This is a genomic window from Streptomyces sp. NPDC044064, from assembly GCF_056434245.1.
Genome location: NZ_JBWKFN010000003.1, coordinates 48,160 through 63,342 on the forward strand (window position 1 = coordinate 48,160; position 15,183 = coordinate 63,342).

9 protein-coding genes are annotated in these 15,183 nt (G+C 72.9%); 7 read left to right on the forward strand and 2 right to left on the reverse strand.

Translation table 11 applies throughout. The features are described 5' to 3' along the window. Positions 1-72: 72 nt before the first annotated feature. Positions 73-1,197 (forward strand): GuaB3 family IMP dehydrogenase-related protein, encoded by a 1,125-nt coding sequence (locus tag AC07DS_RS05730; protein ID WP_479142985.1) that lies wholly within the window; start codon positions 73-75, stop codon positions 1,195-1,197. Between the two features lie 181 nt (positions 1,198-1,378). After that, positions 1,379-1,900, forward strand: a complete 522-nt coding sequence (locus AC07DS_RS05735) for a hypothetical protein (RefSeq protein WP_479142987.1) — start codon at positions 1,379-1,381, stop codon at positions 1,898-1,900. Between the two features lie 101 nt (positions 1,901-2,001). Here AC07DS_RS05735 and AC07DS_RS05740 read toward each other — a convergent pair whose 3' ends face one another. Further along, the gene (locus AC07DS_RS05740) at positions 2,002-3,210 is read right to left on the reverse strand and encodes a nucleotide sugar dehydrogenase (protein ID WP_479142989.1); all 1,209 of its coding nucleotides are present in this window, start codon (positions 3,208-3,210) and stop codon (positions 2,002-2,004) included. A gap of 285 nt (positions 3,211-3,495) precedes the next feature. Here AC07DS_RS05740 and AC07DS_RS05745 point away from each other — a divergent pair, with 285 nt between their 5' ends. Further along, complete coding sequence (locus tag AC07DS_RS05745; protein WP_479142991.1) at positions 3,496-5,205, forward strand: glycerol-3-phosphate dehydrogenase/oxidase; 1,710 nt, start codon at positions 3,496-3,498, stop codon at positions 5,203-5,205. Positions 5,206-5,348: 143 nt separating this feature from the next. Here the strand turns inward: AC07DS_RS05745 and AC07DS_RS05750 are convergent, their stop codons facing one another. Further along, on the reverse strand, positions 5,349-6,392 hold the full coding sequence (locus AC07DS_RS05750) for a serine hydrolase domain-containing protein (protein ID WP_479142992.1): 1,044 nt from the start codon (positions 6,390-6,392) through the stop codon (positions 5,349-5,351). Positions 6,393-6,561: 169 nt separating this feature from the next. Between AC07DS_RS05750 and AC07DS_RS05755 the strand changes: the two genes are divergently transcribed. The 4 genes from AC07DS_RS05755 (at position 6,562) to AC07DS_RS05770 (ending at position 15,181) form a co-directional block, all read left to right on the forward strand. Beyond that, positions 6,562-8,571: a serine/threonine-protein kinase gene (locus AC07DS_RS05755; protein ID WP_479143549.1), complete on the forward strand. Its 2,010-nt coding sequence runs from the start codon at positions 6,562-6,564 to the stop codon at positions 8,569-8,571. A 165-nt stretch (positions 8,572-8,736) separates the two neighbouring features. Further along, entirely contained in the window at positions 8,737-11,505 is a 2,769-nt protein-coding gene (locus AC07DS_RS05760) for a protein kinase (RefSeq protein WP_479142994.1), read from the forward strand. Positions 11,506-11,667: 162 nt separating this feature from the next. Beyond that, a complete protein-coding gene (locus tag AC07DS_RS05765) occupies positions 11,668-13,371 on the forward strand; it encodes a serine/threonine-protein kinase (protein ID WP_479142996.1) in 1,704 nt (567 codons plus the stop codon). Between the two features lie 64 nt (positions 13,372-13,435). Beyond that, entirely contained in the window at positions 13,436-15,181 is a 1,746-nt protein-coding gene (locus tag AC07DS_RS05770; protein WP_479142998.1) for a serine/threonine-protein kinase, read from the forward strand. Positions 15,182-15,183 lie beyond the last annotated feature (2 nt).

Genomic DNA, 15,183 nt, shown 5'->3' on the forward strand with positions numbered 1-15,183 from the left:
TCCGGGGCCGCCCTTGTCGTAGCTGTCGGCGATACTGGAAGACGCTGCAATGCATCAGGGAAAGGCCAAGACGTGACTGAGATCGAGATCGGGCGCGGCAAGCGCGGCCGCCGGGCGTACGCCTTCGACGACATCGCCGTCGTCCCCAGCCGCCGTACGCGGGACCCGAAGGAGGTCTCGATCGCCTGGCAGATCGACGCCTACCGCTTCGAGCTGCCCTTCCTGGCCGCCCCCATGGACTCGGTCGTCTCCCCGGCCACCGCGATCCGGATCGGCGAGCTGGGCGGCCTCGGGGTGCTGAACCTCGAGGGCCTGTGGACGCGGTACGAGGACCCGCAGCCGCTGCTCGACGAGATCGCCGGGCTGCCCGCCGAGCAGGCGACCCGCCGCCTCCAGGAGATCTACGCGGCTCCCATCAAGGAGGAGCTGATCGGCGCCCGCATCAAGGAGGTGCGCGACTCCGGCGTGGTCACGGCGGCCGCGCTCTCCCCGCAGCGCACCGCCCAGTTCTCCAAGGCGGTCGTGGACGCGGGCGTGGACATCTTCGTCATCCGCGGTACGACGGTCTCGGCGGAGCACGTCTCCGGCGCGCACGAGCCGCTGAACCTGAAGCAGTTCATCTACGAGCTGGACGTCCCGGTGATCGTCGGCGGCTGCGCCACCTACACCGCCGCCCTGCACCTGATGCGCACCGGCGCGGCCGGTGTCCTGGTCGGCTTCGGCGGCGGCGCCGCGCACACCACGCGCAACGTGCTCGGCATCCAGGTCCCGATGGCCACCGCGGTCGCCGACGTGGCCGCGGCCCGCCGCGACTACATGGACGAGTCCGGCGGCCGGTACGTGCACGTGATCGCGGACGGCGGCGTCGGCTGGTCCGGCGACCTCCCGAAGGCGATCGCCTGCGGTGCCGACTCCGTGATGATGGGCTCCCCGCTGGCCCGTGCCACGGACGCGCCCGGCAAGGGCCACCACTGGGGCATGGAGGCGGTCAACGAGGAGCTGCCCCGCGGCAAGAAGGTCGACCTGGGCACGGTCGGCACGATCGAGGAGATCCTCACCGGCCCGTCCCACACCCCGGACGGCTCGATGAACTTCTTCGGTGCCCTGCGCCGCGCCATGGCCACGACCGGCTACAGCGAGCTCAAGGAGTTCCAGCGGGTCGAGGTGACGGTGGCGGACAGCCAGCACCGGCGGTAGCCCACCGGCTCGCGCCGAGGGCCCGGACCGTGTCCCGTCCGGTCCGGGCCCCTTGTTCCCTGTCTGTGCTGGGACAAGGCTCAAATGTTGATCAGATATCCGGTTCCGGTTGTCTGTTGTGTTCCTGACATCGTTAGTCTCGTTCCGCTGCTTGACCAGCAGCAGAACGAGGGGAACTCCGTTGCGATCGACCAACTCTGCCGTATCCCGTGGCGTACGCGCCGCAGCCGTCGCCCTTGCCGTCCTCACGGGCACCGTGGGCATGACCGGCGAGGCCGGCGCCGCCTCGAGGACGCCGTGCCGGAGCATGCGGCTCGACTACAACCCGGCCCTGTGCGGCATCAAGAGCGTCAAGTACCACGGGCTGGTGCAGGGCAAGAACTCCATCGCCGTCGTTCAGGGGCCAGGCCCCATGACGCTCACGCTGACCGCCATCGAGACGGTGAGCAACACGAGGAGCACGAACATCACCGTGACCGCGGAAGCGGTGTCGGGGGGCGTCGGCTTCGACGTCACGAAGTCGCGCACGAAGAGCATGGCCGGCAGCTGGGACGTCCCCAGGGGCAAGTTCGGCACCCTGAACGCGTACCCGCTGTACAAGGAGTACTCGTTCAGCGTGTACAGCAAGATCACTGGCAAGTCCGTGGGCAAGGGGATCGCCCGCAAGGCGGTCGGCTACCGCTACGAGCACTCGGCCCGGTGATCCGTCGGGTCTGACGAACGGCCCACCGGTCCGACCGGTGGGCCGTTTCGTTTCGCTTTTGGGCTTCCCGGGCCTCCCGGGGCCGGCCGCGCGGGGCGGGCTCACAAACGGTGCGCAGCCCCCGTGGGTGTGGCCCCTCGGGTGTCCAGCAGCAACTGGGCCTTCACCGACAGGCCCTGCAGGTCGTACGTCCGGTGCTGCTGGAGCAGGATCGTCAGGTCGGCGTCGGCGGCCGCCTCGTACAGGGAGTCCGCACGGGGGACCGGGCGGTCCAGGACGCTCCAGGACGGCACGTACGGGTCGTGGTAGCTGACCGAGGCGCCCAGTTCCATCAGGCGGACGGCGATCTCCCGGGCGGGGGTGCCCTGCAGGTCGGCGAGGTCGGGCTTGTAGGTGACGCCGAGGAGCAGGACGCGGGCACCGCGCGCGGACTTGCCGTGCTCGTTCAGGAGCGTGGCGGCGCGCTGGACGACGTACCGGGGCATGCGGTGGTTGACCTGCTGGGCCAGCTCCACCATGCGCAGCGTGCGGCTCGCGTGGCCGCTGAGGTCCTGCGGGACGCCGTGCCCGCCGACGCCCGGGCCCGGCCGGAACGCCTGGAAGCCGAACGGCTTGGTCTCCGCGCAGCGGATGACGTCCCACAGGTCGACGCCCAGCTCGTTGCAGAGGACGGCCATCTCGTTGACCAGCGCGATGTTGACGTGGCGGTAGTTGGTCTCCAGGACCTGCACGGCCTCCGCCTCGCGCAGTCCGCGCGCGCGTACCACCTTGTCGGTGAGCCGTCCGTAGAAGGCCGCGGCCGACTCGGTGCAGGCGGGGGTGAGACCCCCGATGACCTTCGGCGTGCCGGCGGGGGTGCGGTCACGGTTGCCGGGGTCGACGCGGCTGGGCGAGTAGGCGAGGTGGAAGTCGCGGCCGGCGCGCAGCCCCGAGCCCTCCTCCAGCAGGGGGCGCAGGAACTTCTCGGTGGTTCCGGGGAGCACGGGCGACTCCAGGATGACCGTGGTGTGCGGGCGCAGCCGCTCCGCCAGGGTGCGGGCGGCGGCCTCCACCTGGCCGAGGTCGACCCCGCCGTCGGCGCCGCGCGGGGTGGGCGCGCAGATCACGGCGGTGCGCACCCGGCCGAGCTGGGCCGGGTCGGTGGCGGGCCGGAAGCCGGCCGCGTGCATCCGCCGCAGCTCCGCCGGGCTGAGCGAACCCGCCTCGGGGCCGGTGGCGTACCCGATGGTCGGGATGCCTGCGGCGACGGCGGCCTGGGCGAGCGGCAGGCCGCAGGGACCGAGTCCGATGACGGCGAGATCTGCGGGCATGGCGTGGGCCCGTCCTTCCCAGTAACCGAAGCGGGACAGATGCGCAACCGCTGTGGACTGCCAGAGCGAGCGCACTGTCACACTAGGAGTAAATATGACCGTTATGTGGGATTGTGTTCGTGTGTCTTCCGGGGGTTGTGTTCGTGTTGTCCACAGGTTGGAAGCCCGTGGTGGCTGAAGTCGGGCAAGCCGGTCAGAATTTGGGCATGAGGAGGGGATGAACCGGGGCTTCGCCCACCCGGGTGCGGCCGACGCGAGCGAGTTCTTCGACAGCGGGAGGCAGCGGTGAGGACAGCGACTCTGGGTCCGGCGCAGCGCGCCGAGGCACTGGCGGCGATGGCGGAGCGCGAGCTGGACGTGCTGGTGGTCGGCGGCGGAGTGGTCGGCGCCGGGACCGCACTGGACGCCGTGACCCGCGGTCTGTCCACCGGCCTGGTCGAGGCCCGCGACTGGGCCTCCGGCACCTCCAGCAGATCGAGCAAGCTCGTCCACGGCGGCCTGCGCTATCTGGAGATGCTCGACTTCGCCCTGGTCCGCGAGGCCCTGAAGGAGCGCGGCCTGCTCCTGGAGCGGCTCGCCCCGCACCTGGTCAAACCGGTGCCATTCCTCTACCCGCTGCAGCACAAGGGCTGGGAGCGCCTGTATGCGGGCTCGGGCGTGGCCCTGTACGACGCGATGTCCATGGCCCGCGGACACGGCCGGGGTCTGCCGCTGCACCGCCACCTGACCCGCCGTCACGCCCTGCGCGTCGCCCCCTGCCTGAAGAAGGACGCCCTGGTCGGCGCCCTCCAGTACTACGACGCGCAGATGGACGACGCCCGCTATGTGGCGACCCTGGTGCGCACGGCGGCGTCCTACGGCGCGAAGGTGGCCAACCGGGCCCGCGTGACCGGGTTCCTGCGCGAGGGCGAGCGGGTGGTCGGCGCCCGGGTGCAGGACGTGGAGGGCGGCGGGGAGTACGAGATCCGCGCCCAGCAGATCGTCAACGCCACCGGTGTGTGGACCGACGACACGCAGGCCATGGTGGGGGAGCGGGGCCAGTTCCACGTCCGCGCCTCCAAGGGCATCCACCTGGTCGTGCCCAAGGACCGCATCCACTCCACCACCGGTCTGATCCTGCGCACGGAGAAGTCGGTCCTGTTCGTCATCCCCTGGGGCCGGCACTGGATCGTCGGCACCACCGACACCGGCTGGGACCTGGACAAGGCCCACCCGGCCGCCTCCAGCGCCGACATCGACTACCTGCTGGAACACGTCAACTCGGTGCTCGCCGTCCCGCTCAGCCGCGACGACGTGCAGGGCGTGTACGCGGGCCTGCGTCCGCTGCTGGCCGGCGAGTCCGACGCCACCAGCAAGCTGTCCCGCGAGCACACCGTGGCGCATCCGGCGCCGGGCCTCGTGGTCGTGGCGGGCGGGAAGTACACGACGTACCGGGTGATGGCGAAGGACGCCGTCGACGAGGCGGTGCACGGCCTCGACATGCGTGTCGCCGACTGCGTCACCGAGGAGATCCCGCTGCTGGGCGCGGAGGGCTACCGGGCGATGTGGAACGCGCGGGCGCGGATCGCGGCCCGCACCGGACTGCACGTGGTCCGGGTGGAGCACCTGCTGAATCGGTACGGTTCGATGGCCGAGGAGATCCTGGACCTCATCGCCGCCGACCCCGCGCTGGGCGAGCCGCTGCATGCCGCCGACGACTATCTGCGCGCCGAGGTCGTGTACGCGGCCTCGCACGAGGGCGCCCGGCACCTGGACGACGTGCTCACCCGCCGCACCCGCATCTCGATCGAGACCTTCGACCGGGGCACCCGCAGCGCCCGTGAGGCCGCCGAGTTGATGGCGCCCGTGCTCGGCTGGGACAAGGACCAGATCGAGCGCGAGGTGGAGCACTACGAGAAGCGGGTCGAGGCCGAGCGGGAGTCCCAGCTCCAGCCGGACGACCTGACGGCGGACGCGGCGAGGCTGGGGGCGCCGGACATCGTGCCGCTGAGCTGAGCCGAGCCGAGCCTGAGGTGGGCTGGGCTGAGGTGGGCTGGGCTGAGGTGGGCTGAGCCCGAGGTGGGCTGACGGCGGCCCACCTCCGACTTTCACTCGAACGAGTGTCGCGAACCGGGATCTTCGTTCGGAACCGGTGCGTTCTACCGGGTGCGAGGGCAGAACTCGGCGGAGAGCAGGGCCGGTTCGAGCCGGGGATCTGCGACCGCGTCCGTGTTCACACGGAAGGTGAGGACATGCCGGCCGTCGGCGGTGGCCGCGGTGCGCACGTAGCTCCCGGATATCCGGCCGTTGTGTCCCCACACCGTGATGCCGCACGGGAGCTTTGCCGGAAAGATCCCCATGCCGTACGCGCCATGCGCGGCACGGGTGTTGAGCATCTCGCGCAGCCAGTGCGAGGGCAGCAGCCGGCCGCCGAGCAGGGCCGCGTAGAAGCGGTCCAGGTCGGCCAGCGTGGTCACCAGCTCACCCGCCGCGCCGGCCACGCGCGGGTCGAGCCGGGTGACGTCGGAGCCGTCGGCGGTGTAGGCGCGGCCGTGCGGCGGCGGAAGTGACGTGCGGGATCCGGGAAGGGAGGTGTCCGCAAGGCCGAGCGGAGCGATGATCCGGCGCCGGACCTCGGTGGCGTACGAGTGGCCGGTGACCTGCCGGACGGCCATGCCGAGCAGGACGTAGTTGGTGCTGGAGTAGGCGTAGCGGCCCGGGCGGGCCGGAGGGAGGGCGAGGGCGACGCGTACGGCCTGAGGCGGGGTCAGGGGGACGGTCCCCCGGGTGGCCCGGGTGAAGTCGGCGAGCCCGCTGGTGTGGGTGAGCAGGGCGCGCAGGGTGATGTGCCGTCCGTCGGTGCCGCGTCCGCGGAGCAGTCCCGGCAGGTGCCGCTCCACGGTGTCCGACAGAGACAGCCGGTGTTCCGCGGCCAGTTGCAGCACGACCGTGGCGACGAAGGTCTTGGTGACGCTGCCGGCGCGGAAGTGGTCGGCGCGCGCCATGCCCGGACCGGCGGCCGAGTAGTGGAAGCGGTTCGCGTCCAGGGCCAGCAGGCCCGCGGCGGGCGCCCCGCCCCGGGTGACCAGCAGCGGGAGGACCGAGTCCGTGGCGGTGGACGCCGAGTCCGCGGGGGAGGTGGCGCAGGCGAGCAGCAGGGCCAGCAGCGCCGGTATGGACAGGACTGTCCGAAGCGTCGGCATCCGGGCTCCTCTCTGCTCGGGTCCATCATCCCGGTAAGCGGAAGCTCACCTTCAGTGGGTGTTGCGGTGCGCGGAGTCCGGGACGGGTTCAGGGGCACCCTGGGCGTCGGCCACTTGTCGGGTGAGAGACAATGGAGGCTCTGTCAGGGCGGGTTGCATGAGGGGACGCATGTCGGAGGCGGAGCGGGCGGGCACATCTCGTCAGGAGACTCGTCAGGACAAGAGCGAGCGTCGTCTCCTCGCCGGGCGGTACCGGCTGGGTGACGTGCTGGGCCGCGGCGGCATGGGCACGGTGTGGCGTGCCGAGGACGAGACCCTCGGCCGGACGGTCGCCGTCAAGGAGCTGCGGTTCCCGTCGAACATCGATGAGGAGGAGAAGCGGCGCCTGATCACGCGCACCCTGCGCGAGGCCAAGGCGATCGCCCGGATCCGCAACAACAGCGCGGTGACGGTCTTCGACGTGGTCGAGGAGGACGACCGGCCCTGGATCGTCATGGAGTTGGTCGAGGGTAAGTCCCTCGCCGAGGCCATCCGCGAGGACGGCCTGCTGGAGCCCAGGCGTGCCGCCGAGGTCGGGCTGGCCATCCTCGACGTGCTGCGCTCCGCGCACCGCGAGGGCATCCTGCACCGTGACGTGAAGCCGTCCAACGTGCTCATCGCCGAGGACGGCCGGGTCGTGCTCACCGACTTCGGTATCGCGCAGGTCGAGGGAGACCCGTCCATCACCTCCACCGGCATGCTCGTCGGCGCTCCCTCCTACATCTCCCCGGAGCGCGCCCGCGGGCACAAGCCGGGACCCGCGGCCGACCTGTGGTCGCTGGGCGGCCTGCTGTACGCGGCGGTCGAGGGTCTGCCGCCGTACGACAAGGGTTCCGCGATCGCCACGCTGACCGCGGTGATGACCGAGCCCCTGGAGGAGCCCAAGAACGCGGGTCCGCTCCGGGACGTCATCTACGGCCTGCTCACCAAGGACCCGGCCCAGCGGCTCGACGACGCCGGGGCCCGGGCGATGCTCAACAAGGTCATCCACGCGCCGGAGCCGGAGGCGATGGACGCCACCCGGGTGGTTCCGCTGCCGGCGCAGCCCGAGGGGCGCGAGGGCAAGCGGGGCGAGGAGGCCGGGGAGAAGCTGCGCGGGGCGCTGCGCTCGGTCCGCAAGGCTGCCGGGGCGGCGGGCTCCTCGTCGTCCGCGCGCGCCAAGAGCGGTGGCGGTACGGCGGCTGCGGGCACCGGCGGCAAGCCGGCCGCGGAGAGCGGTTCGGGCACGGGTGCCGGGGCAACCGGCCGGCCGACCGTCCCGGCCCAGGCTTCCGCCACGCCGAACTCCAGCGCGAACAAGCCGAGTTCCGGGTGGCCCGTGGTGCCGCCGCCGGACCTGGACCTGTCGCCGCGGCCGGTGCCGAGAGCTCCGCTCACCGACGTGGTGCCCAGGCGGACGCTGGTGATCATCGCGGTGGTGGTCGTGCTCGCCGTGATCGGCACCGTGCTGACCATCGTGCTCAACGGCGGCGACGGCAAGGGCAGCAGGAACGGCGGTGCCAGGAGCGCGGCCAGCGCCAGCGCCTCCACCAAGCAGGACAAGGGCCCGGGCGGCAAGAACGGCACCGACGGCGACGCCAGGACGGACGGGAACACCTCGGCCTCCGCCACGACCGGTTCGGCGACGGAGACGGGCGCGAGCCAGGCGGGCGACGATGACGATTCCGGCTCGTCCGGCTCGTCCGGCTCGAAGAGCGGCGGCGGCGCACCGGCGGAGTCGACCCGAAAGGGCACCCAGGGGTACTCGATCGGACTCCCCAAGGGGTGGAGGTTCAAGTCCACCGGCCAGGCCGGAGACCGCTACACCGGGCCGAACGGGCAGATGCTGCTCGTCGGCTGGACCAGCACGCCCAAGGACGACCCGGTGGCGGACTGGAAGAACCAGGAGCGCTACATGTACCGCTCCCAGTACCGGAAGATCCGCATAGCCCAGGTGGACTACCGCAGCTGGAACACGGCCGACTGGGAGTTCACCTACGTGGAGGGCGGCACCAAGTACCGTTCGATCGACCGGGGGTTCGTGGTGAACGGCAGCCTCGGGTACGGGCTGATGTACACGGCGAAGGCCGCGGCGTGGAACAGCCCGCTGCGCAAGGCCACCTGGAAGACGCTGACGACGTCGTTCGAGCCCAAGTCGTGATGTGAACGAGCCCTGTTTGGGGCCGTGAGAATCCGTCATCCCCTCAATGCGACTTGCCTCCGGCACGTATCGTGAATGGTTGCGGACCGTACGGAGCCGGATTGTGGCTGCGCAACGGCCCGTACGGGAACGGATGTGAACGACCGGGCGGTCGGGGGAGGCAACGTGGACGACTATGCGGGCCGGGTGCTCGCCGACCGCTACCGCCTGCCGCTGCCGCCCTCCGACGAGTACGAACTGACCGAGACCCGGGCCTTCGACACCTACAGCGGGCAGGAAGTGCTGGTCCGTCAGGTGCCGCTGCCGGAGGTCGTCGAGGCCGAGGTGCTCGACGCGGACGGGCTGCCCGAGGGGTTCACCGCCCGTGAGCGCGGGGCGCGTCGTACCCCGGCGGCCCGGACCGCCACCCGCCGCCCCTCGGACCCCGCGGTGCGGCGGGCCGTCGAGGCGGCGCAGGCGGCCGCGAGCATCCCCGACCATCCGCGGCTGGACCAGGTCTTCGACGTGTTCGCCGAGGGCGGCTCGCTGTGGATAGTGAGCGAGTGGGTGGCCGCACGTCCGCTGTCCGCGCTGCTGGCCGAGCAGCCGCTGACGCCGTACCGGGCGGCCGAGGTCGCCTCCGACGTCCTCATGGCGCTGCGTGTCCTGCACGGCCACGGCTGGGTGCACCGCAACATCACCGCCCGCACGGTCCTCGTCTGCGACGACGGCCGCGTGATGCTGACCGGCCTGGCGGTCGGTGCGGCGGAGGAGGCGCTGTGCGGGTACGACCCGGTGCCGGTTCCGGACGGGCAGCAGGGCCAGGAAGGGCCGGCAGGGGCCCTCGGGCCGGGCGGCGGTGCCGCTGAGGGCGTCGGCACGGGCGGACAGGGCCGGCGCGGGCAGGGGCCCGGCGGCTCCCGTGGCCAGGGCTTCGGTGACTCCGCCGGCCGGGGTCCCGGTGGCGACGGCGGGCGGGGTGCCGCAGGCGGCGGTGTCCCGGCCGGTGCGGTGAGCGGCTCTGTGGACGCTTCGGGACCTGTGCCGTCGCCCGACGCGGATCCCGAGGCCGCGCGGCGGGCCGCGATCCAGGCACGGGCCGCCGGTGGGCTGCCGGTGCCGGGCACGAACGGGGCGTCGGGTGAAGCCGCCGTCCCCGGACCTGCGGGCCGACGGGCCCTGGAGAGCGGCGACGACATCCGTGCCGCGCGGGCCGGGGCCATCGCCGCCTACCGTGCGGGAGCCCGGGCCGCGGCCCGGGTGCAGGAAGCCCGGCAGAACGGCCACGCCGCCCTGCCCGGAGCCCGCCCGCCCGCCGACGGCGAGGCCGCGGCCGACGGCACGGTGCAGCCGCCGTACTCCTCCGGCCAGGCCGCCGCACCGCCCGGCCGTATCGCCGACCCCTACGGGGTGCACGGCTCCTCCTGGCACGGCGCCGCACCGCGCTCGGGCCCCGCAGGTACGCCGGCCGAGCCGGGCGGTGACGGACGGCGACCCGTCCTGCCGCCCGGGGAGTGGCGTCCCGGCGCAGCACCCGACGCGGGCCGGCTGCCCGTACCCGGTCAGGCGCCTGCCGGTCAGCCGCGCGGCACAGGTCGGGGTGCCCCCGTTCCCGGACAGCCCCCCGCCCTCCCCGCAGGCGCGGCCCTCACCCCGGCCACCGGTGCCGCCCGCTGGGACGAGCACGGCGCCGGAGCCGTGCGCCGCGGTCCCGCCACCGCGCTCGCGGCCGAGCGGGCACGGCAGGTGCGGATGACCGTCGTGGGGCCGGTGACCGAGCGATGGGCGCCGGAGCAGGCCGGGCCCGTGCACGAGAACTGGCAGCTGGCGGCGCCGATCGGGCCCGCCACCGACCTGTGGGCCCTCGGGGCGTTGCTGTTCCGGGCCGTGCAGGGGCATGCGCCCTACCCCGAGGAGTCCACGGCCGAGCTGGTGCAGCTGGTGTGCGCGGAGCCGCCCGCCTTCGCCGAGGAATGCGGTCCGCTGCGCCCGGTCGTGGAGTCGCTGCTGCGCCAGGACCCCACCGACCGGCTGGACTTCGAGGAGCTGAGCGGCTGGCTGCGCTCGCTGGTGCGCTCGGCGCCCGAGCCGGACGCCGGCACCCATGTCGTCCCCGTCCCGCCCGCCGACCCGAGACGGCTGCCGATCGTCCGGCGTCGCGGTGAGCTGGTGCGGCGGCGGCGCGCCGGGATGCCCGCGCCCCATCCGCACGGCCGGCACAAGCGGGCCCGGGACGAGGCGGTTCGTTCCCCGCGCAGCCTCGGCCGGACGCTGCTCCTGCTGATACTGCTCCTGCTGGCCGGGGCGGTGGCGTACGCGGTGCTCTTCATGCCGAAGCAGGGGGAGAGCGGCGCGGCGGGCAGCGACCGTACCGGCAGCGCCGGGGAGGCGAGCCCCGCGCCGTCCCGCGCCGGGCAGCCGTCCTCCGGGCAGACCGCGAGCGGCAGTCCCTCGGCGTCCGAGCCCGCCACCGAGACACAGACCGGCGGCGATCCCTCCGTCGCCGACGGGTTCACCCTGCGCACCGACCCGGAGGGCTTCAAGGTCGCCGTCGCCAAGGGCTGGGACCGCACGCCCAAGAACGGCAGCGGCCAGGTGGTCTACTCGCACGGGAACTTCGAGCTGATCCTCGTACCGGGACGGGACAGCGCCTCGGCGGGCGGCAGCGATCCGATGGTCTACCAGCGGGACAAGGAGCGCGAACTGCAGCCGTACCGGGACTCCAGCTGGGCCACGGCCACCGGCCTGAGAACCATCGAGGTGGGCGGACGGACCATGGCCGAGGGCCAGTTCACCTGGACCGACGGGCAGGGACGCGACCTTTACGTGCGCAACATGGCGATCCTGCTGAACGGCCGTTACCACATCGTCCAGGTCCGGGGTCCGGAGGCCGAGCGGGATACGGTGACGCGGCTGTACGAGCAGGCTACGGCGACGTACCGCTACACGCGTTGAGCGCCGTGTATACCGGTCGGGCGACCGAGGATTCGGTTCCCGTTCGCGAGGAGAAGCGACAACCGTCACAGTGCGGTTTCCTTGGCCCCCCGCTTGTTCCCAGCGGGCAGGCCGGTCCTTAGTCTGAGCCTGTCAAGAGCATTGCGGGGCAACGTGAATCAGATGCAGGGCCTGCTGATAGCGGGCCGCTACCGGCTCGCCGATTCCATCGGCAGCGGCGGCATGGGCCGGGTGTGGCGCGCCCACGACGAGGTGCTCCACCGGGCAGTGGCCGTCAAGGAGTTGACCGCCGCGCTCTACGTCTCCGAGAGCGACCAGGCCGTTCTGCTCGCCCGCACCCGGGCGGAGGCCCGCGCCGCCGCGCGGATCAACCACTCCGCCGTCGTCACCGTCCACGACGTGCTCGAACACGACGGCCGCCCGTGGATCGTGATGGAGCTGGTCGAGGGCCGCTCGCTGGCCGACGCGGTCAAGGACCGCGGCCGGCTCGACGCGCGCGAGGCCGCCCGGATCGGCCTGTGGGTGCTGCGGGCGCTGCGCGCCGCGCACTCCGCGGGCGTGCTGCACCGGGACGTCAAGCCCGGCAACGTACTGCTCGGCGAGGACGGCCGGGTGCTGCTCACCGACTTCGGCATCGCCCAGATCGAGGGCGACACCACCATCACCCGCACCGGTGAGGTCGTCGGCTCGGTCGACTACCTCGCGCCCGAGCGGGTGCGCGGTCACGACCCCGGCCCGTCCTCGGACCTGTGGGCGCTCGGCGCCACGCTGTACACGGCGGTCGAGGGACGTTCGCCGTTCCGCCGCACCTCGCCGCTGAGCACCATGCAGGCGGTCGTCGAGGAGGACGCGGAGGAGACCCGCCACGCGGGTGCGCTCGGCCCCGTCATCACCGCCCTGCTGCGCAAGGAGCCGGCCCAGCGGCCGAGCGCCGAGGAGACGGAGCAGTTGCTCGCCGAGGCGGCGGAGGGCCGTCGGCCGAGCGCCGCACAGGCGTTCGTCCCGACCCAGGGCCGGGGCGTGAGCACCGGCGGGTCGTACGGCGGCGGCTCGTACGGCAGTGATTCGTACACCTCCGGGGCCGGCACTTCGGGGCACGGTTCCGGGCCGCGTGCCGAGGGGCGCTCCGTCACCGGTCCGACGGCGGTGGGACCGCAGGGGATGGACCCGACCATGGTGGGGCCCGCCGCACCGGCTCGCGCCCGCCCCCGCCCCCGGCGCCGTCTGCGCACGCTCGCGCTGGTCGTCGCCCTCGCGGCCGTGCTCGGCGGTGGCGCCGCGGTGGCCTACAAGCAGTGGGGCACGATGCAGCAGGACACCGAGACGGGCGGCGGGGCGAGCCCGGCGCCCGCGACCTCGGGCAGGAGCAGCCCGGGTCCGGGGAGCGCGGTCGGCGACGGCTGGGTGCGCCAGAACGACCCGTTGGGCTTCAGCCTCTCCCTGCCCAAGGGCTGGACGCGCAAGGTGTACCAGAATGACGGCGACCTCAAGCAGGTCGACTACTCGCCCGACGGCGGCGTGCACTTCGTCCGCATCGCCATCGACACCGACCCGGACTTCGCCGACCCCTTCCAGCACCAGAAGGACCTGGAACAGCAGCTCCAGCGGCTGATCGACTACAAGACCGTGACCATGCACCAGAACACCTACCGCGACTGCAAGGGATCGCTGTGGGAGTACACCTGGACCGCGCAGAAGACGGTACCGCCCTACGTGGCCGGCCCGCGGCACGCCGTCGAGGAGACGTACTTCTCGCGCGAGGGCGTCGAGTACGCCATCTACATGTCGTCGCCCGCCGCCGACTGGGCGACGACGAACAAGCAGTTCAAGCGGGTCCTGCAGGGCTGGCAGCCGAACTCCGGCTGAGTCCCCGAGGCTTGGCCGATGACCGCCCCGGAAGGCGTGCGGCCGGTGCGGCATGATGGGGCTCATGGGATCCGAGGGGGACGACTTCCGTGTGATCGCGGGCCGTTACCGCCTACTGGCGCGGATCGGGCGCGGCGGAATGGGCGTCGTATGGCGGGCCGCCGACGAGCTGCTGGGCCGTCAGGTGGCGGTCAAGGAGCTGGCTCCGGACGACTCCCTCACGGACGACGACGCCCGTCGCCGCCGGGAGCGCACCTTCCGCGAGGCGCGGGCGGTGGCGCAGCTGCGGCACCCGCACATCATCGTCGTGCACGACGTGGTCGAGCAGGACGAACGGCCGTACATCGTCATGGAGCTGATCGACGGCGGCTCGCTCGCCGACCGCATCGCCGCAGGTGGGCCGGTCGACGCCGCGGAGGCCGCCCGGATCGCCGTCGACCTGCTGAGCGCGCTGCGCACCGCGCACGCGGCCGGGGTGCTGCACCGCGACATCAAACCGGCGAACGTGCTGATCGATTCCGACACCGACCGGGTCGTGCTCACCGACTTCGGCATCGCACAGGTCGCGGGCGCCACCACGCTCACCGAGACCGGCTCCTTCGTCGGCTCGCCGGAGTACACCTCCCCAGAACGGATGTCCGGCGTCCGTACCGGGCCGGAGTCCGACCTGTGGTCGGTGGGCGCGCTGCTGTGCACGGCGCTCAGCGGCGAGTCGCCGTTCCGCCGCGACTCGCTCGGCGGCATCCTGCACGCCGTCGTCGCCGCCGACATCCGGCCACCCGCGCAGGCCGAGCCGCTGCTGCCCGTCGTGCTCGGCCTGCTGGAGCGCGACCCCGACCGGCGGCTGGGCGCGGCGGAGGCCGAGCGGATGCTGCGGACGTACCTGGAGACGGGCCGCACCCCGGCCGCACCGGGCGGCACACCGGGCTCGGCCCGCACACTCCGGAGCGGTGACACGAGGGGCCGTACCCCCAGGACCGGTGACTCCAGAGGCCGTACGCCCCGGCTGGGCGACTCCAGAGGCCGTGCCCCCGTGACCCCCTACACGCCCACCGAGCACGACATGCCGCGCGGGCCGCTCACCCCGCCCGCGCCGACCGCCGAACAGCCCCCGGCGGCACGCCAGTCCGCGCGCGGGGTGCTGATCGCCGCGCTGCTGGTGGCCGCGGTGGCCGGCGCCGGCGTCTCGGCGACGGCGCTGCTGCTGAAACAGGGCGGCGGCGCAGGCGGCGGCACCCCGAGCGGAACGGCGACCAGCCCGACGGCACCCACCGGCAGTTCCCCGTCCACCGGCAGCTCCCCGACCACCGGTGCCCCGAAGTCCACCGCGAGCAGCGCACCGGCGGCCTCCACCACGCACACCGCTCCCTCCGGCTACCGCAGCGCCAGGGACCCGGCCGGCTTCTCCCTCGCCGTGCCGGAGGACTTCACCCGCGAAAGCCAGGGCGAGCGGGTCTTCTACCTCTCCCCGGGGCAGACCTTCCGCCTCGGCATCAAGGTCGCCGCGCCCGAGCCGGGCGGTCCCACCGGCGTGATGAACCGGTCGGCGGCCGACGGGCCCAGCACCAACCCCGGTTACCACGACGGCCGGGTCACCACGACCACGCACGCCGGACACCCCGCCGCTCTCTGGGAGTTCACCTGGAACGGCTTCAGCACGGCCGAGGGCGCCCGCCACACCTACGACGTGTGCTGGGAGGAGGGCGGCCGGATGTACGACGTGTGGGTGTCGGCGCCGGTGGGGAAGGTCAAGGAGGCCCGGGAGTACTTCGACGTGGCCGTGGACACCTTCTCGGTCACGGCTTCGTGACC